15 protein-coding genes are annotated in these 17,935 nt (G+C 69.2%); 10 read left to right on the top strand and 5 right to left on the bottom strand.

Annotated elements, in window-relative coordinates; all coding sequences use genetic code 11:
• Positions 1–15: 15 nt before the first annotated feature.
• Positions 16–639 (bottom strand): helix-turn-helix domain-containing protein, encoded by a 624-nt coding sequence (locus AB0D48_RS31040; protein WP_362404377.1) that lies wholly within the window; start codon positions 637–639, stop codon positions 16–18.
• A gap of 88 nt (positions 640–727) precedes the next feature.
• Here AB0D48_RS31040 and AB0D48_RS31035 point away from each other — a divergent pair, with 88 nt between their 5' ends.
• Both AB0D48_RS31035 and AB0D48_RS31030 read left to right on the top strand, forming a co-directional pair.
• The gene (locus tag AB0D48_RS31035) at positions 728–904 is read left to right on the top strand and encodes a hypothetical protein (RefSeq protein WP_362404374.1); all 177 of its coding nucleotides are present in this window, start codon (positions 728–730) and stop codon (positions 902–904) included.
• A 440-nt stretch (positions 905–1,344) separates the two neighbouring features.
• Complete coding sequence (locus tag AB0D48_RS31030; RefSeq protein WP_362404371.1) at positions 1,345–4,071, top strand: WD40 repeat domain-containing protein; 2,727 nt, start codon at positions 1,345–1,347, stop codon at positions 4,069–4,071.
• A 354-nt stretch (positions 4,072–4,425) separates the two neighbouring features.
• Here the strand turns inward: AB0D48_RS31030 and AB0D48_RS31025 are convergent, their stop codons facing one another.
• Positions 4,426–5,379 carry a hypothetical protein gene (locus tag AB0D48_RS31025; protein ID WP_362404369.1) on the bottom strand — a complete coding sequence of 318 codons (954 nt, stop codon included), beginning with the start codon at positions 5,377–5,379 and terminating at the stop codon, positions 4,426–4,428.
• Positions 5,380–5,920: 541 nt separating this feature from the next.
• On the opposite strand from AB0D48_RS31025, the gene AB0D48_RS31020 reads away from it, so the two are divergent.
• From AB0D48_RS31020 to AB0D48_RS30985, 8 genes are all read left to right on the top strand, one after another.
• A complete protein-coding gene (locus AB0D48_RS31020; protein WP_362404367.1) occupies positions 5,921–6,409 on the top strand; it encodes a hypothetical protein in 489 nt (162 codons plus the stop codon).
• 357 nt (positions 6,410–6,766) lie between these two features.
• A complete protein-coding gene (locus tag AB0D48_RS31015; protein WP_362404365.1) occupies positions 6,767–7,546 on the top strand; it encodes a hypothetical protein in 780 nt (259 codons plus the stop codon).
• Between the two features lie 647 nt (positions 7,547–8,193).
• A complete protein-coding gene (locus tag AB0D48_RS31010; protein WP_362404362.1) occupies positions 8,194–9,105 on the top strand; it encodes a MerR family transcriptional regulator in 912 nt (303 codons plus the stop codon).
• A gap of 476 nt (positions 9,106–9,581) precedes the next feature.
• Positions 9,582–10,142 (top strand): RNA polymerase sigma factor, encoded by a 561-nt coding sequence (locus tag AB0D48_RS31005; RefSeq protein ID WP_362404359.1) that lies wholly within the window; start codon positions 9,582–9,584, stop codon positions 10,140–10,142.
• Positions 10,139–10,957, top strand: coding sequence for a zf-HC2 domain-containing protein (locus AB0D48_RS31000; protein WP_362404356.1), 819 nt, complete (start codon positions 10,139–10,141; stop codon positions 10,955–10,957). The genes AB0D48_RS31005 and AB0D48_RS31000 overlap by 4 nt, the downstream gene beginning before the upstream one ends.
• Positions 10,958–11,107: 150 nt before the next feature.
• Entirely contained in the window at positions 11,108–11,917 is an 810-nt protein-coding gene (locus tag AB0D48_RS30995; protein WP_362404353.1) for an ABC transporter ATP-binding protein, read from the top strand.
• Positions 11,914–13,293 (top strand): hypothetical protein, encoded by a 1,380-nt coding sequence (locus tag AB0D48_RS30990; RefSeq protein ID WP_362404349.1) that lies wholly within the window; start codon positions 11,914–11,916, stop codon positions 13,291–13,293. Before AB0D48_RS30995 ends, AB0D48_RS30990 begins: the two co-directional genes overlap by 4 nt.
• Positions 13,290–13,865, top strand: a complete 576-nt coding sequence (locus AB0D48_RS30985) for a hypothetical protein (protein ID WP_362404346.1) — start codon at positions 13,290–13,292, stop codon at positions 13,863–13,865. The genes AB0D48_RS30990 and AB0D48_RS30985 overlap by 4 nt, the downstream gene beginning before the upstream one ends.
• A gap of 540 nt (positions 13,866–14,405) precedes the next feature.
• On the opposite strand, the gene AB0D48_RS30980 is transcribed toward AB0D48_RS30985, so the two are convergent.
• The 3 genes from AB0D48_RS30980 to AB0D48_RS30970 all read right to left on the bottom strand — a co-directional run bounded on the left by AB0D48_RS30980 (position 14,406) and on the right by AB0D48_RS30970 (position 17,485).
• A complete protein-coding gene (locus AB0D48_RS30980) occupies positions 14,406–14,681 on the bottom strand; it encodes a hypothetical protein (protein WP_362404343.1) in 276 nt (91 codons plus the stop codon).
• Between the two features lie 282 nt (positions 14,682–14,963).
• A complete protein-coding gene (locus AB0D48_RS30975) occupies positions 14,964–17,333 on the bottom strand; it encodes a non-reducing end alpha-L-arabinofuranosidase family hydrolase (RefSeq protein ID WP_362404340.1) in 2,370 nt (789 codons plus the stop codon).
• Positions 17,330–17,485 carry a hypothetical protein gene (locus AB0D48_RS30970; RefSeq protein ID WP_362404337.1) on the bottom strand — a complete coding sequence of 52 codons (156 nt, stop codon included), beginning with the start codon at positions 17,483–17,485 and terminating at the stop codon, positions 17,330–17,332. The genes AB0D48_RS30975 and AB0D48_RS30970 overlap by 4 nt, the downstream gene beginning before the upstream one ends.
• Positions 17,486–17,935: the final 450 nt, after the last annotated feature.

Below are 17,935 nucleotides of genomic sequence, written 5' to 3'. Positions count from 1 at the left end.
TCTCCTCCTCGCCGGTCATCTGCCCGGGTGGCGTAGCGGGCCGTCCGGGTCTCGCCGCAGCTCGTCTGTGAGCACCCGCACCGCCCAGGCGGCGGCCGTGCCTGCCTCCGCCCCGTCGAGCCCCGCCTGCAGCCGCATGGCTTGCCAGGCCGGGGCGCTCACCAGCAGGTACACCACGGCGACCGCGCGGCGGCGGGCTACCGGGTCGGCCTCCGCCGTGAGCTCGGCCAGCGCCGCCTCCACCGAGTGGAACCGGTGCCTGCGGCCCTGCTCCCGCAGCGGCCGGGCTGCCTTGGAGTTCAGCATGGCGAGGATCAGTGGCGCGTGCTCGTCGTACGAGCGGTAGAGCTCCGGCGCCACGCGGCGCAGCCCGTCCAAGGTGTCCGGGTAGGACTGCATGAGCACGTGCAGATTCTCCTGGGCCCACCCGCTCCAGGCCGCGAAGAGCGCCTCCCTGGTCGGGAAGTGCCGGTAGACGGTGCGGACGGCGACGCCTGCGCGCTCCGCCACGAGCGGGATGGTCAGCTCCTGGACGCTCTCGTCGGCGATGGCCTCGGTGAGCGCGGCGAGGATCAGCTGCCGGGTCTGCTCAAGCTGCCCGGCACGCAGCGGACTCTCGTACGCGCGCTTCTCTTTCATGGCACGTTGACAGTACTCCAATTCACGCTAAACTGTCAAGAAACGGTATAAATCTTCCCCCAAGAAGGGACGAGACCGAGAGAGATGTTTGGACGGACATCCGGTTCTCACCATCCTGCCCGCCGCTGATCTGGACCGGGCCAGGGCCCTGCCTGCCAGGAGCTGCTCGCCGGACCGTACGAGCACCGCCGCGATGGTCCAAGACCGTGCGGGAGAAGCCGAGCAGGCCAGCGTCGTCCAGGCGGTGCTGCTGTTCCTCGTGTAACGGCCCAGTGCCCGGCCCGGGACCGAGTAGCGGCCCGAAGTCGTCCACGCCCAGCACACGTGGAGTACTGAACTGCGCATCAGGCAGTGCCATATCCCTGCGTGCCAAGGTCATTCGTCCCGCGCCGAATCCCATCTGGGCAGCCAGCCGAGCTCCGGCCCGCCGGCCAGTGCGAGCCCCACTCGCTCCAGGCGCGGTTGAGTCGAGTTGTTAACCGTGCGTACGGGGCAGCCAGCCGGGCCACGCCCACGTGGTCCATCCGTTGGATCATCAATTGCAGGATGGTAGGGCCAAGACCATCGGACATTGCCGATGCGCTCCGAAAGGGTCTTGCCGACTGCAGGGCTGGCGCCTGGCGCGGAGACTGCTGGCTCACCATCCACACTGCGGTCCCGATGTCAGTGCCGGATCGTAGCCTCGGGTCCATGAGCGAAAGACCAGTGAAGGACCCGCGCGACGTGCATTCCTTGCTGTCGAATCCCAGTCTGCTTCTCACGACGGAACCGGCCCGTGTCATCGAGCTGTTGGGCCACGAAGACGACTCTCGGAGCCGGGCTGTAGCAGCGGTGTACCTGGCTTCGGCGGAAGTGCACCGGACGCTGGTGCCGGTTCAGCGACGCCAGGTGCTGATGCTGGAGGCTGCCCGGTTGGGTGACGCGGAGCTGGCTGCATGGTTGGGGAGCGCGGATGTGCCGGGGCAGCCCGGTCCGGAGTGGGGTCCGCAGTGGGCGAGCGGCTCTGCTTCCGACCCTCGGTTCCTGCGCATGTTCACAGGTCACGGTGCTCCTGTGACGGCCGTGTCGACGGCGGTTGTCGACGGTCGGCCGGTCGTCGTTGCGGGAAGCAAGGACGGGGCAGTGCGCGTATGGGACTTGACGACCGGGAACCTGCGGCACGAGCTGATGACGGGCCGTACCGACCCGGTGTCGTCGATGACGGCCGAGCTGCTGGCCGTGGCCACGGCTCTAGTGGACGACCGTGCCGTGGCGTTCACACTGCACGCTGATGGGCCGGTGGGGGTGTGGGATCTGGAGACGGGCCGTTCGGCGGGCGAACTCGTCGACATGGTGGAGTGCGCGACCCCGGCCGGACGCCGTGTGGCTTTGACCATGGGGAAGGACCGGACGTTGCAGGTGTGGGATCTGCTCACCGGGGCCCAGATCAGCGCGTTTCCCTGGGTCACGGACATAGGTGTGCTGGACGGGCGCCTCGTCGCCGTCACCGCCGCTGTGGACCAACCGGTCCAGGTGTGGGATCTGGTGGCCGACCGTCAAGTCGCCGAGCGTCTGACAGTCGTGGATGCCGTCCTGGTCGAAGGGCAGCGTCCTATCGCTGTGGTTGCTGAGGAAGGCGAGGTGGCGCGCACGTGGGACCTCGTCACCGGTCACATGATCCAAGGCGCCGAGCTGGCAGAGCTCGAGTTCTCTGAGGCGGAGCGCTTGTCAGGCGTGTCAGCTCTGACGGCGGTCAACGGCCGAGTGGTCGCCGTCACGCTCGACTATCAGGCCGAACCGGAACTTGTCGGGAACTGGACCGCCGACTACCGCGACAAGGGGGCGTCCGTCCGAAGACGTCAGACCGCGGTCCTGGGCGCGAGCCGGGTCGTGCTCTGTGCGGGAGCCGATCAGGCACTGCATGCCTGGGACCTGACGACGAGTCCTCAACGCAGCATCGACGGCGTCCGGGCCCTTGGGAGTGTCCCTGCCGGGGACGGACTGCTGGCCCTGGCCCCCGACCCAGGCGGGCGAACCGACCTGTGGGACCTGATCGCGGGCCGCAGAGGTGGTCGGATCAGTGCCGGGAACGCGGTAGGAGTCGGCCCTCGGGCCACTTCCCGGCCCCTGGTACTGCAGGAGCGAATGGTCTCGCTCGCCGCCGAAAAGGACGGCACGGTCACGGTGTTGGACGCGGTGGAAGGGTGGCCCTCGGGCCGGCCGCTCACCGGCCACACGGATCGGGTGTGCGCCATGGACACTGTGACCGCCGGGCGAGGAACGCTGGCGTTGACCGTCGGCCTCGACCGGACCGTGCGGGTGTGGGATCTGGAGACCCGGGAGCAGCAGGGCGAGCCCCTTACCGGGCACACCGGCCAGGTGTGGGACCTCGACACCACCGTCGTGGAGGGACGTCCGGTGGCCCTGACCGCTGGCGATGACCGCACGGTGCGCATGTGGGATCTCACCCAGGCCCACGGTAGCGGCCGGCACCGCTCCGGACATACCGGCGCCGTCGCCGCCCTCGCCACGACGATTCTCGACGGTCGACCCGTGGTCATCACCGCAGGCTCCGACAAGACCATACGGACGTGGGATGTGATCACCGGTCGGCAGGTCACCGATGCCCTGCGAACCGAGGCAGCCGTCATGTCGACAGCGGACGTGGACGGGCGCCCGGTCGTCGTGACCGCCGGCCCCGACGCGACCTTGCACGTTCTCGATCTCGTCACCGGCCGAGAGGTGCACCCGGCAACGCCCAGCAACCACGGCAGAGTCCTCGCCATGGCCACGGCGACCCTGGACGGAGCGCCCGTAGCAGTCACCGCGGGCAGCGACCGGACCGTGGGGGTCTGGGATCTCAACACCGGCAAGGCGTTGTGCGCACCTCTCACCGGTCACTCCAGCCGTGTCACAGCCGTTGCCACCACTGTTCTGGACGGACGGCCCGTCGCGGTGACGGGCGGCTGGGACAAGTCGGTGCGGCTGTGGGACCTCACCACCGGCCGCCAGGTCGACGAGCCATTGACCGGCCACACCGACTGGGTGACCTCTGTGGCCACCGCGACGCTGTCCAGCGGTCCTGCCGCGATGACGAACGGGCGGGACGGAACGGTCTGCCTGTGGAACCTCAGCTCCATGGCCCAGGTCGGCAGCCACGAACTCACCGAATCAGGTGCGAGCGGGGCGATGGCCGTCACCAGGACCGACGACGGGCAACTCGTGGCGGCCATCAGCCATGACAACACCGTGCGGTTCCTCGACCTGGCCACAGGGCGCAGGGCCACCACCGACTATCTGCTCCCTCTGCCCGTGCACGCGCTGACAGCCGCACCGCATGGTGGTCTCGTGGTCGCGTTCGGCCCCGAGGTGGCAGTGCTGCGGCTCCAGGCGTCCGGCGCTGTCGAAGTCGCGCAGGCTGATGCTGCCGCGAGCGGAGCCATACGCCCATGAGAGTCCGGGTTGTCTCACTCGACGTGTGCTGCGGGGTTTCGTTGATGCTGGCCGGCTACTTGGGCCGTATCCGGCTGCTCTCGAATCACGGGAACATCCGCGCCACCTGATACGGATCCGCTGCCGCCGAACCGCTGCTCATTCTCACGAACAGAGCCAGAACGCCGTTTGTTCGTCGAACACTCCCACTCGCTGGACCGAACCCGTGCGGACGGCGCTGGAAAACCCCTGTCGGCGCGGCGTCTCGGCGGTCCGTTTCGGAGCGGGCCGCCGGTCTGGTCAGGCCAGGGCGTCAGTACGGCCGAGGGGGTCTCGGCGCCACGAGAGGCAACGGCGACGACCGGTCAGGCGCTGTCACAGCCCCTGCGCCGTCCCGCCGTAGCACAACAACGCCACCTCTTGGTCGGCGCAGGCGACCAAGCCGCCTTGCGGACCGATGGCCAGCCTCACGCGACGACGCTCTGCCCCAAGTGACCGCCGGCGTGCGGAGGCACCCTCAGTGGTGGGGAGTTGGAGCGTCGGTCCGGTCTGTTTGTCGGTTGCCACGTCCCAGATCCGCAGGGTGCCGTCGTCGTGGCCGGCCAGCACGACGGGGCGGCCACGCAGCACCATGGCCTGCAGCGCACTGACTCCGGCAGGCCGGTAGAGGAGGTCGGTGAGGCTTTCGGCCTGCCATACCCTGAGACCCTGTCCCGTAGTCACGTCCCACAGTTGCAACCGCCCGTCCCAGTAGCCGGCCATTACGACGGGACGGCCGCCGAGTGCCGTCATGGCCATCGCCGAGACCGGGCCGTCTGCGGTGGGGAATGATGTGAGCTGCCTGCCTTCCGTGAGGTCCCAGATTCGTATTTTCTCGTCCCACCCGTGGTCGAGGTCCATGCCACCGCCGGTGATGGCGACGGCACGGCCGTCGACCATTGCAGTGGCCACGTGGGCCACCCCGGTCGTGTGACCGACGAGGGCGGGACCGATCTGCCGGCAGGTCGTCAGGTCCCACACCCGTACCGTGCAGTCCTCGTGCCCGGTGACGACGACGGGGCAGGCATCGATCATGCCTAGGGCCATGGCTTGGGTTGCCTCGGCAGGCAGGTCCGACACATGGTGTCCAGCGGCCAGGTCCCACAGTCCTACCCCGCGCGAATCGTGGCCGAGGACGGCGACGGCCGGACGATTTCCGAACGGGACGATCGCCATGTCCTCGACCGCACCGGCCGATATCCCACCGGAGCAGCTGCCGTCGGTCAGGTCCCACACGCACGGGGTGTCCTTGCCGGCGGTGACGGCGACGGGGTGTCCGTCGAGCATCATGGTCACCACAGTGCTGACCGGGGACAACGGTGTGCCTCCCCATTCCGAGCGGGTCCACCGGGGAACCCAGATGTCAGACAACGCACCGTCCGCCGGATTGCGCATTCTTCCACGCACGGTGAGATGAGCCTGGCGACTGTCTCCGGTTGCTTCAGAACGGTCGCCGACTGCTCGGTGGGCAAGGCCGAGCAGCTTAACCCATGTGCCTCAGCCGGTCGTTCGGGAGCCGCTTCCCAGTACACCGAGTAGCTGGGGCCAGGCTATGCCGTGGCTGGCTCCGCAGCAGCCAGTGGGTGTTTTGCGTCACTCGTCCGCAGGGCGCGCGCCTCACGCATCCTCGGGGCGCAAACACATCTGTGCCTGATACCCGGCCGTGGCGGTGTCCGGCATGGAGGCGTGTTGGCCTGCCCTGACGCACGGCCGTAGTCGCTGGTGTCAGGTTCCGACCGGTGGACCAGGGGCCCCTGGAAGATCACGACATGTATCGTTGCCCGCCGCTGTGGAGACGGGGCACCATCATGGTTGCCCTGCGGTGACGGGGGTGAGCGCGTGGGCCACGACGATGTCTCATCCGGTATGCCATTGCGGCGGCTTCGGCGAGCTACGTGCAGTGGACCTCGCAACCGGGCAACGCCTACCGCTCGGGCACCATGAGAGCTGGGTCAATGCGGTGGCGACGGCGACCGTCGAGGGCCGTCCCGTGGCTGCCGTCGCCGGCGAGGACGCGACAGGGCGCGTCTGGGACCTGACCACCGGCGAGGCTCTCGGCCAACCTCTGATTGGTCACACCGCTGCGATACGAACCGTATCGGTCACCACTCTCACCAGCCGACCGGTCGTCATCACCGGAGGAGACGACTGCACCATCCGCGCCTGGGACCTGACCACCGGCCGGCAGGTCGGGCCGGAGTTGTGCTTTCCCAACCCCATCAGGGCCGTGGCGACCACCACTGGGGGTGAGCTGATCGTCTGTCACGGCACCGAGATCACCCTCTTCGCCCCCGACCGCGCGGATCGGACAACCCGTTGACGCTGGGAGGGATGGCCGTTGCTGTGCGGGCGGGTGGCTGGTCTGGTGTGTTGTTCCTCCACCACCTTCTCCAGCGCGATGTTGATCATGTCCGCCGGGTGGTTCTTGCGCTGCCGCCTCCTTGCGGATCGACTGCTCGGCGATCCGCCGGCGCCGGTCCTCCGTCTGGTCGTAAAGGACCCCGACCCTCTTGCGGACCAGGCCCCGGTGGTTCTCGGCGGGCACGCCTCGCCATCCTGGCCAGGTACGCGGAAACGTGCTCGGGCGGCGGGGTTCGGGCGGCGTAATGCCGGTGCCCCTCGTGGGAGGGCGGTTCGCGCCTGGGACCATGAGCGGATGTCCGAGGAGTCGAGCCTGATGTCAAGCCTGTGGCCGCTCGTGCCATCTGGGGCCACCGATTGGCTGCTCGAGCTGTGCGGCGACGGCATCACCGGGTTCATGCCTCCGGCGATGCCCGACGCGGTGTGGGTGCTCAACGCCATGTACGAGCACGAGCAAGGACCGGCCGATGTGTCGTACCACGAGTACCACCAGGCGCGGCTGGCGGACGGGAGCGTCCAGCCCCACGTGTTCGCGGGCATCGACCTCGACGCCGTGGGCGTCGCCACGGGAGGAGGGCTGGGCCGCGCCGAGCACCCGGGGCCCGGCTGGCGACGGCTGCGCTGGGCCGAGCTTGCCCGGCGGACCGGTGACCAGGTCGTGGCCGACGGGCTGATGCCCTCCTACCGTTGCTTTCCCTCGGCCAAGAAGCAGGGCAGCTGGCCGCTGGGCATGGTCCCGCCGACCGAGGGAAGCCTGGACCGTGAGACCTGGAACCGGCTGATCGCCATCCTCACCCAGTACAGTCCCGCGGGCCCGAACACCCGCTGTCTGGCCTACTACAACCCGCTGATGCTCGGAGCCATCGACTTCGACAACCTCCACGTGCGTGCGGGTCGACTCGGCGACGCCGAGATCCTGTACGACCAGTCCGAGGCCGACTTCAGTCCGTCCAACCTCTGGGCCGATGACCGCTCGTGGGTCCTGTGTACTGACTACGACCTGTGGGCCACCAAGATCGCCGGGACCCCAGCCCTCATCGACGCGTTGATGAACGACTGTGAAATCGAGACGGTTCGTCTGCCTTGGGCGCACTGACAACGAGCCGCTCGGACTTTTCTATAGGCAGGTCGGCGACGCCCTGGGCATCGACGTCAGCGCCCGGGCCAAGCTGGAACCGCTGCGCGGGAAGCTGGTCAGGCTCGTCGATCGCGGCTGGCTGCGGAAGCTGCCCGACGGCCGGTTGCGATCCGGTCCAGGTGGCGGATCCTGTCGTTCGGCCTGGACAATGCGCGACCCCGTGATCGTCACCGGCTACACCGCCACCCGGACCCACAAGACGGAATTCCTGAAGCATTCTCGTCCCATCCGGCCAATCGGCGGCCTGGTCGAAGTCGAGGAGGCGCATGCTGTCGGCGCTGGCGGTGGTGAGGGAACTCAGCAGAGCTCTGGACAACTCACGGGATGTCGCACAGACAGGAGAGGTTCCCGGCATGTCTCCTGCCTTCCCTGCGCTGCGCAGGCGTGCAGGCGATTCTCTTGGGGGGTGCGCATCCACGGCAGGTGGTGTTGCCAGGACCGATGCGCCTTTGCCGAACCCCGTCGTGTGCCGGGTCCTCACGAGCTCATGTGGACCTGCATGACCGCCACGGCAAGCGGTGGAAAGCCACTCGACGTCAAGATCCACCGGCTCGCGCACCCGGGCGCTTGAGTCTCCAGCGGCTGGAGGGTCCAGGGTCTTGCCCATGGAAGACGAACGCCCCGAGGTGCTCACCATCGGCCAGCTCGCACACCGCACCGGACTTCCGGTGCGCACCCTGCGCTTCTGGTCGGACGAGGGAGTGGTGCCGCCCGTGGCCCGCTCCGCGAGCGGCTACCGGCTGTACGACGCCGAGTCCGTGGCCCGCGTCGAGCTGGTCCGCACCCTGCGGGAGCTGGGCCTCGGCCTCGACGACGTGGGCCGCGTCCTGAGCGGCCGCACCACGGTCGCCGAGGTCGCCGACGCGCACGTGGCCGCGCTCGACGCGCAGATCCGCTCCCTGAAGGTGAGCCGGGCCGTCCTGTCCACCGTATCGAAACGTGGTTCGACAACTGAGGAGACAGCACTGATGAACCGGTTGGCACGGCTTTCCGCCACCGAACGCAAGCAAATCGTCGACGAGTTCAAGGAGGAGGTGTTCGGCGGTCTCGACGTCGACCCGCGCCTGCGTGACCGCATGCGCACCTTCAGCGTCGAACTGCCCGACGACCCCACACCCCAGCAGGTCGACGCCTGGATCGAACTGGCCGAGCTGGTGCGGGACCCCGGCTTCCGCACCCGGATGCGCACCATGCTGGAGCTGAGCACCCCGGTCCCCGGGCAGGGTCGTGCCCCCGGGGCGTCCATCTGGTGGGCCAGGCAGGTCGTGCAGACCGTCGCGAAGGTGAGAGAACGCGGGATCGCTCCTGAGGGACCGGCAGCGGCCGAAGTGCTGGCCGAGCTGTTCGGCGATGCCGATCGGGCCGCAGTGCTGTTGTGCCTGGAGGCCGGGATCGAGGCAGGGGCGGAGCGCTACCGCAGGCTTGTCGCACGCGTGCGCGGACAGTATTCGTCTCCGGACGCGTCCGAGGAACTGGAGTGGCTCGCGCGGGCCCTGCGTGCCGCGGATCAAGCCTGAGCGGTTGTACTGCCCCGGCCCCGCATGGGTTGAGGCGAACGACCACCGGTTCCCGATCCGCCTCGTGTGATCACGAGCTGGGTGCAGCTGCCGCTGTTCACCACGGTCCGGGACTTTCACCGGTTCGACCGGGAACGGCATGCTGACCCCGCCAACCTTGGCTTGTCCGGGCCCGGCAGACGGCCCGAGCCCTGGGCGAGGCCGGCGGCTGGAGCCGCTGGATCACCAGCGACGGCATCTTCGAGCACGGCAGCGACCGGGCCCTGGTCATCGTGTTGTCCGGCCACTGCGAAGGCGAGTCGATCCGGTATTCCGAGGTCTTCCCCCCGCCCTATTCAGCGAGACCGTCCAGACCAGCGAAGCTACCGCTGCACAGCGGCGAAGCTTCAGGTGAGTGGAACCCACGGGTTTTCCCACATGTGGCGGGGATCACGTTGGGGAGAAAACCTGCGGCCCCGCTCGGGCGTCTAGGAGGTGTGAGAACAGTCAGAGCAGCGCTGCACGAGTTGGACGAGGAGCGTCTCGTCCGGCTGGTGGCCAAGGGCGACCGTGCCGCGTTCGAGGAGTTGTACCGGCGTACGTCGCCGTGGATGGCGGTGCGGTTGCGCCGCCGCTGCGCGGACGAGCAGATCGTCGCCGAGGTCATGCAGGAGACGTATCTGGCGGTGTGGCGCGCGGCGGGCGCGTTCGCGGGGGCGTCGGTGGGCGGGACGGCCGTCGGCTGGCTGTGGACGATCGCGGCGCGGCGCCTCGTCGACGCGTTCCGGCGCAGAGCCCACCACGCGGAGCCGCCGCCCGCGGCCGCCCCGCAGCCCGTGGCGCCCGCCGCCGAGGAGGAGGCGCTCGCGGCGACCGTCGGCGGTGACGTCGGCGACGCCCTGCGGCGCCTCGCGCCGGAGCTCAGACAGGTACTGCAGGCCATGGTGCTGGACGGACTGTCCGTCAGGGAGACCGCTGTCCTGCTCAGGCTGCCCGAGGGCACGGTCAAGACCCGTGCCCGCCGGGCCAGGATCGCGATGCGGAGGGCGCTGGTATGAGCGTGGAACACGCGTCGATGCGGATCATCGACGGTTACGCACGCGGCGACACGGACATTGCCGCCGACGAGGTATGGGCCCTGGAGACCCACCTGGAGGCGTGCCAGGTGTGCCGTGACCGGCTGTCGGCCGCCGTTACGGCGCAGGCGCCCGCCGTGGCGGCACTGGTCGACACGGTGTGGTCCGGCCTCGGCCCCCAGTTGGCCGCCACCGCCACGATGCCGCGCCGGCGGCGCTGGTCGGCGTGGCTGTCCGCGTGGATGACCCCGGTGATGGTGCCGTGGCTGGCCATGGTCGTGAGCGTGACACTGCTCGCGCTCCTGCTCGACCTGGTCGGCACCGGATCCAGCGAGGTGTCACTGGTACTTCTGCTCTCCCCGGTCCTGCCCGTGCTCGGCGTCGCGGCGTCGTGGTCGCGCGGGCTCGACCCGGCGTACGAGCTGACGGCCTCGGCGTCCAGGGCCGGGCTGTATCTGGTGCTGCGGCGCACTGCCTCCGTGCTCGCCGTGGTCGTCCCCGCGCTGCTGGTGGCCGGCTGGGTGACGGGGATGACGGCCGCGCAGTGGCTGCTGCCCTGTCTTGCCTTCACCTCGACGACCCTGGCGCTCGGCGGCGTCGTCGGCGTGACCCGTGCGGCCCTTGCGCTGGTGGCGGTGTGGGCCGCCGTAGTCGTGGCGCCGACCCTGGCCGCCAGCCGTACGACCTTCGCCCTGCAGACGGGCGGTCTGCCCGTGTGGGGGCTGGTCCTCACGCTCGGCATCGGCGTCGTGATCGCCCGCAGGGGCTCGTACTCCGTGCTGGGCGCCCATCGCTGACCATCGGCCTCGCCAGTGTGTCCTTACCTGGCGATCTTGTCGCGCGCAACCCAATGAGTGGCTGAAACACCACGGCCACACCGGCATCCCTGGGTCTCCCGATCCTGCGAGTGACCGCAATCAACCCAACAACAACGTAAGGAACACCACATGATGACCGCGGTGAGCGCGGCCGACATCGCACCGACGGCCTACGCCTGGGAGATCCAGGCCATCGGGCTGAAGGTCAGAGTCGGCAGGAACCGGATGGCCGTCGACGGGCTCGACCTGAAGCTCGGCATCGGCGTACACGGACTCCTCGGCCCCAACGGGGCGGGCAAGACCACCCTCATCCGGACACTGGCCACCGTACTGCGCCCCACCGAGGGCACCCTGGAGCTGCTCGGCGAGTCCGCGGGCGGCATGGGCGAGCACCGTGCGCTGCGCCGCCGGATCGGCTACCTGCCACAGGAGTTCGGCTACTACAAGCGTTTCACGGTGCGCGAGTTCGTCGAGTACATGGCGTGGCTGAAGGAGGTGCCCAAGGCGGACATCCCCGGGGCGGTGCAACGCGCCGTGGAGCGGGTGGGTCTGGCAGACCGCGCCGACGAGAAGATGAAGGCCCTGTCGGGCGGCATGGTGCGGAGGGTCGGCATCGCCCAGGCCATCGTCAACGACCCGACGATCCTGCTGCTGGACGAACCGACCGTCGGCCTGGACCCGGCGCAGCGGTTGCGCTTCCGCGAGCTGCTTCAGCAGCTCGGCACGGACACGTGCGTGGTGGTCTCCACCCATCTGGTGGAGGACGTCGCCGCCGCCTGCACCGACGTGGTGCTCTTCGCCGAGGGCAAGCTGGTCTTCCAGGGCACCCCGGACGCGCTGGCCGCGGCGGGCGGCCCCGAGCACGTGGGCGATAGCCCCCTGGAGCGCGGCTACTCGGCGCTGCTCCTGACCCCCGAACAGACAAGGGGAACCTGGTGAACGTCCGTGTCCTGCGCATCGAGCTGAAGCGCTCCATCGCCCCTTGGGCCGGCGCCGTGGTCCTGACGAGCGCGCTGGCGTTCCTGTACCTGGTGAACGCCGCGTGGTGGAGGGGCACCACGGCGTGGACGGCCCAGTGGACCTCGATGGCCCTGTGGACCCGCGCCCTGCTGGACTACCTGTGGCCGCTCGCCGTAGGGCTCGGGGCGCTGCAGGGCCTGCGCGACCACCGCTCGAAGATCTCCGAGCTGCTGACGACCACAGCGCGTCCCGCCTGGCACCGCGCCGCCACGCTGGCGGGCACGACGGCGATCACCCTGGCCTCGGCCTTTGCGCTGCTCGTCCTCGTATGCGCGGTGCAGGTGCTCCCCAACACCGAGTACGCGCACCTCGGATGGCTGCCGATCTCGCTGGTGGGGGCACTCTCCCTCGTCGCGGGAGCCGTGCTGGGCATGGGCGCAGGGCGCGCCCTGCCGTCCGCGCTCACACCACCCGGGCTGGCCATGGGCGCCTTCGTGTTCACCAGCCTCCTGCGGCTGTCGACGGAATCGGCGGCGGCGACAACCTCGGTGGCGAACCGGGTCTCGCTGCTGTCACCGGCGGTGGCGCAAGTGCGCGAGGTGCTCCTCACCCTCTCCGCCTCCGTGCACCTCGGGCAGACGATCTGGCTGCTCGGCATGGCCGCGACCGGCTTCGCACTGCTGGCCGCCGCGACCCCGCGGGCCCGGCTGATCGCCCTGACGCCCGTCCTGGCGGGCGCGGTGATCGCCCTGCTCGTCCTCCCCTCCGACCCGCGCCGGACGTACGTGGTCGACGAGGCCGCCGCGGAGTTGGTGTGCGACGGCCCGGTGTGCGTGACGACGGCGCACCAGGCACGGCTCGCCGACCTCGCCGGTCCCGGCAGGGAGGCGCTGCGCCTGCTGCACGACGCTCTGGGCGGCCAGGCGCCGGTCTCGGTCCGGGAGAACACCGCCGTCCTGCCGGACGGCTCCACGCCGCAGTGGTCCCGCGAGACCGTGCTCTTCGACTTCGACGACGCCATCATCGCCGCCGCGGAGGGCGAGGAGCTGACCTGGGCCCTGATCGCCAGAGGCATGGTGCCAGGGTGCGCCCCCGTCGGCTGGAGCAGCTTCGGGAATGATGACATCGCGCAGACCGTCGCGGTGGGCTGGGTCCTCGGGGACCTCAGGTCGCTGCCCCGCACAGGGGCAGCGAGTTTGCGCCGCGAGGTCGACGCCAAGGCCGGCCCGGTGTGGACGGACCTCAAGGCTCTGCCGCGGGCCGAGCAGCTCTCGCGGATCAATGCGATGCGCGCCGCCGCGCTCTCCTGCAAGGGCGACGCGTTCGACACGCTGAACGGCGGTGCATCCCGGTGAGATGGCTGACGCTGTACGCGCGCTCGCGTCAGGTACCCGCGTCACTCGCCGCGGTGGTGATCAGCGCGGTGACGGTGTGGGCACTCGCCCGGGACGGCAGCGCAGGGCCCGGTGATCCGCGGCTGCCCGTGCTCGTCCTCGCTACGGGGGCGATGGCAGCCTCGATCGGGCTCAGCGGGCAGGACCTCGCGCTGGACCGGACGGCCGCGATCCGCTGGGTACCCCGCAGAGCGGCACACGTGCTGCTCTGCGGCGCGGTCGTCGGCACGGTGCTGCTGACAGTGCAGACAATGGGCAAGGACATGGCCACCACCGCGTTCGTCGTCCGGGACAGCGCGGGCCTGATGGGACTGGTCGCCCTGGGCGCGGCGCTCTTGGGCGGCCAGTACGCATGGACGCTGCCGTTCGCCTGGCTAGCGTTCTCGTTCTTCGCCCCGCCCCCGACGAGTACGCCGATGCAGGTGGCGACCTGGATACTGCTGCCACCCGGCACGGCAGCGGGCACCTGGACGGCCCTGGTCCTCACGGTCGCCGGCACCACGGCCTACGCCGTCGCGGGACCGAGACGGTAACCGGAGCGGGCCACCGGACCGGGGCACGGCCGTGGCAGCGAGGGGCTGAAGGCCCGTCCCGAAGGCACGAAGCGAAGCCGGCGGAGCACGTCTGGCACGCCACGTGGGCCGACACTCCTACGAACGGGACACCCTGGACCCGCGGCCGGAGCCGTCGCATAGGGCTCGACCGTCGGGGACCTGCGCAAGGCAATCGATCAGGACTCGACACCGATCCGCGTCGGTGCCAACCAGTCCGGTGTCCTTCCAGATGTCGATGCGAGACGCTGCTCCAGGCGGTGGCTGAATGATCCGCCTGGGGGCCTGGTCAGAAGGCGGCTGCGAGGCGGCACTGGTTCTGCTCATCGGCCTGAACTCCAGGGCGCCCGCGAGAGCGCGTGATTCGGGGCCGGGCTTCGTGGAGGAACCCGGCTCGGCACCCGCGCATCCAGGCGGGCAGCAGACGGTCAGGCGTCGTGCGCGACAGGACTCACTGGCTCAGCAGCACCCGACACGGCTGCGTCGGGTGACTTGCAGGCCTGCGGCCCGACAGCTCGGTGTTCAAGGGGTCTTCAACGTTCGAGCCGGGCTGCACTCCACGATCTCTCGTGCCGCGCGCAGTTCGCTCGGGTGCTCTCCCAGGAGTCTCGTGGTGATCAGGATGGCGTGGATGATGGGGACGTCCTGGTCTTTCAGGTGCTGTTGGACCGTGTCCATGTCGACGCCCGAACCCAGTAGCCGTCTGCATTCGTCGATGTGGCCGGCAAGCTGTAGTGCGAGCTCAGGGGCCAGGCCGCTGACGTTGGTGAGAAGCTCTTCTGCGGTGGAGTGTGGCATGGGGAGGATCCTCGCAGCGGTCCTCAGCCACTTCCACACCGTTTCGCACCGCTTTCCCTTCCCGGGAGCTCTCGCCCCCGGCGGGCTTCCGGGTGGCGCGCAATACAGATCATGGCGGTGGAGCACGTCGGGAGGCCAGAAGAGGGGAACCCCAGCCGACGCACGGCTGGGGTTCCTCGAGGTGGTGAGTACCGGTCAGCAGGCGGAGTTGCCCGTGCCGGAAACCGCTCGTCTCGGCGCCGACAGGCCGCTACGCATCACGATCACCGTGGATCGGTCAGGTCAGCGCTGCAGGGTGAGGACACCCGGCCGGTACGGCAGTTGGTCGTAGGGGCCGCCCGCGGTGGGGGACTTGCCCTGGTAGAGGAACTGCAGGTTGCAGGGGTCGATGGTCATGGTCTGGTCGGGGTTGTTGCGGACCAGGTCACCGTGGCTGATGTCGTTGGTCCAGGTCGCACCGCTGTTGGCCTTGCCCGCGAAGGGGTTGCTCTCGCCGGCGGCCTGCGGGGTCCACGAACCGTTCAGGCTGGAGGCCGTGAACGAGCGGAAGTAACGCCCGTTCGCACCCCTCGCCTCGACGATCATGAGGTACTGGTTCTGGCCCTGCACCTTGTAGACCTGCGGCGCCTCGAACAGGTTGTCCGCCGAGTCGCTCATGACCGTCGTGTACGACGAGCCGAAGTTGCCCGGGAAGTTCCCGATCGGCATGCTCGCCCGGTAGATCTTGCCGTTGTCACCGGCGAAGAACAGGTACATGTTCTGGCCGTCAGCGATCAGGGTCTGGTCGATCGGGCCGGTGGGGGAGCCGGGGATGCTACCGGTGAACAGCGGCTGCGGCGCGGACCAGCCGTTGGGGTTGGTGGGGTCGCTCGACGTGCGGTAGATGAAGGGCCACGAACCCCACTGGTACGCCATCACCCAGATGTTCTTGGGCGCGAAGTAGAACAGCGTGGGCGCCACCGTGGCCTGGCTCATCCCGGTCTGGCCGGCCGACGCCATGTCCGACCAGTTCGTGAAGGGGCTGAACATCATCGAGCCGTACGACGATCCCGACGCGTTCGACGCGTAGACCAGGTGCTTGCCGTTGTGCACCACGCTGGTGAAGTCCTTCACCGCGGCCCACCCGTTCGCCGGCTGCGCCAGCGCACCCGTCGACGTCCAGCGGTACGTCGACGGAAGGGCACACGGGCCGCCCGCCGGCGGGGGCGTTGTCGGGGTCGACGCGCCGGACGGGCCGGTCCACTTCTGGTTGGCGCCGGACCAGCAGGAGTACAGCTGGATCTTGGTGCCCTTGGCGGTGGCCGCGCCGACGGCGTCGAGGCACAACCCGGACCGGACGCCGGCGATCGTGCCGTCGGTGTTGATGTTCCACTGCTGGCCGGCGCCGCCGTTGCAGTCCTCGATGACCACCGCGGTGCCGTTGCTGGTTCCGTTGGCCCTGGCGTCCAGGCACTTCTTGCCGTAGATCACCAGCTGCTTGCTGGAGGTGTAGGTCCAGCGCTGGTTCGTCTGCCCGTTGCAGTCCCACAGCTGCGCCTGGGTGCCGTTGGCGGTGGTGGAGCCGTTGATGTCGATACAGCGACCGGAGGGGACGCCCTTGATCGCCCCGGTACCGGTCCCACCGGTCGTGGTACCGGAGGCGGCCTTGAGCGCGTTCACGACGGCGGTGTAGGCGGCCTTGGGGTTGCCGTTGTTGTCGAACAGCAGGGGGCTGTCGCCGCTGCGCCAGGAGTCGCTGTCCCGGATGCCCCATACCGTGATGCCGGTGCACCGGGCCACGTTCAGGCAGGCCTTGACCGTGTTGGCGTAGTGGGTGGGCGACGCCTGGGCGATGTCCAGCTCGGTGATCTGGACGTCGACACCCAGGGCGGCGAAGCTGGACAACGTGGTCTGGAAGCTGGACGGCGGGCCGCCGGCGCCGAAGTGGCTCTGGAACCCGACGCAGTCGATCGGCACACCACGGGACTTGAAGTCCCTGACCATGCTGTAGACGCCCTGGGTCTTGGCGTCCGACCAGTTCTCGATGTTGTAGTCGTTGTAGCAGAGCTTGGCCGAGGAGTCGGCCGCCCGGGCGGTACGGAACGCTTCCTCGATGAAGCCGTTGCCCAGCACGTTCTGGAACACCGAGCTGCGGTGCTGGGAGGAGCCGTCGGCGAACGCCTCGTTGACCACGTCCCAGGCATAGAACTTGCCCTTGTAGTGGGTCATTGCGGTGGTGATGTGGTTGTTCATCACGCTGCGCAGCGTGTTCGCGTCGCCGATGGAGCTGACCCAGGACGGGAGCTGCGAGTGCCAGACCGTGGTGTGGCCGCGCAGGCGCTGGCCGTGTGCCATGGCGTGATTGACGATCCGGTCGGCGGGGCCGAAGTTGAAATTGCCGCGGGACGGTTCGATGGCGTCCCACTTCATCTCGTTCTCCGGGGTGATCATGTTGAACTCCCGGTCCGAGATCGCGGCATACCGCGAGTCGCCGAGCCTGCCGGCGGCCACGGCGGTGCCGAAGTACCTGCCCGAGGGGGCCGCCTGCGTACCCAGGTTCGCGGCTCCGGCGGAGCTGGGCAGGAGCGTCACGACGCCGGCCACCAGCGCCGCGGCCGACAGTCCTATCGTCAATGTCCGGCGGCGCCGGCGGAGCCGGTGCAGGCCCTTCATGATTCTCCTCGGGGGTCGCGGGTCACCCTGGGTGCCGTGATCGTGTGCGCGTCGGCCGGTACGGCCTGATCCGCCGCGGGGTGGGTGCGGTGCAGGACGTGGCGCCGTTCCTGCGGACCGGCCGCCCGGGGTTCGTGGGTGTGTCGCGTCATGGGAGGGGCTTTCTTCAGGAGATGCGTCAACAGGGGAAGTCGGGAACCTCCCACGCCCGCACGTCATGGTGAGCGGCGGGAAGGCACCCCACGAAATGGAGGCCTCCGAACTCGCGTTCTCGTAACAGAAAAGCCGCGCCGCCCCGACGATTGCCCAGTGATGCATCTCGCAGGCAAAAAGCGTTACGCCAGACCCCGCGGCCTGGTCGTCCCTGCGAAAGGGCGCGCCGCCCTGATCATCAGTGAAGGTGTCTGGAGCGGTACCGGTGGCGGCTGCGGTGATCAGCCTTCAGACCGGTCACGGCGAGGCAGCCGTCGACGGGTGCGGACCGAAGCTGGATTCGGCGCAGCACTCGGCTCGCTGCCGGGTTGAGAACGGCGCGGTGCATGGATCGTGGTGCAGGATCGCGGTGCAGGACCGCCAGTTGTCACTGCGCCACTCGGTCCGAC

The organism is Streptomyces sp. NPDC048269, assembly GCF_040652395.1.
In the GTDB taxonomy this organism is placed as follows: Bacteria; Actinomycetota; Actinomycetes; order Streptomycetales; family Streptomycetaceae; genus Streptomyces.
Note: the sequence above shows the minus strand (reverse complement) of the source record. Positions and strands in the feature narration are given on the sequence as shown.

Bases quoted from the DNA above. Each gene is read 5' to 3' on its own strand.
- AB0D48_RS30995 (WP_362404353.1), top strand. From the start codon at position 11,108: ATGATGACCGCGGTGAGCGCGGCCGACATCGCACCGACGGCCTACGCC.
- AB0D48_RS30975 (WP_362404340.1), bottom strand. From the start codon at position 17,333: ATGAAGGGCCTGCACCGGCTCCGCCGGCGCCGCCGGACATTGACGATA.
- AB0D48_RS31010 (WP_362404362.1), top strand. From the start codon at position 8,194: ATGGAAGACGAACGCCCCGAGGTGCTCACCATCGGCCAGCTCGCACAC.
- AB0D48_RS30970 (WP_362404337.1), bottom strand. From the start codon at position 17,485: ATGACGCGACACACCCACGAACCCCGGGCGGCCGGTCCGCAGGAACGG.
- AB0D48_RS31040 (WP_362404377.1), bottom strand. From the start codon at position 639: ATGAAAGAGAAGCGCGCGTACGAGAGTCCGCTGCGTGCCGGGCAGCTT.
- AB0D48_RS30980 (WP_362404343.1), bottom strand. From the start codon at position 14,681: ATGCCACACTCCACCGCAGAAGAGCTTCTCACCAACGTCAGCGGCCTG.
- AB0D48_RS31000 (WP_362404356.1), top strand. From the start codon at position 10,139: ATGAGCGTGGAACACGCGTCGATGCGGATCATCGACGGTTACGCACGC.
- AB0D48_RS31025 (WP_362404369.1), bottom strand. From the start codon at position 5,379: ATGATGCTCGACGGACACCCCGTCGCCGTCACCGCCGGCAAGGACACC.
- AB0D48_RS31015 (WP_362404365.1), top strand. From the start codon at position 6,767: ATGTCAAGCCTGTGGCCGCTCGTGCCATCTGGGGCCACCGATTGGCTG.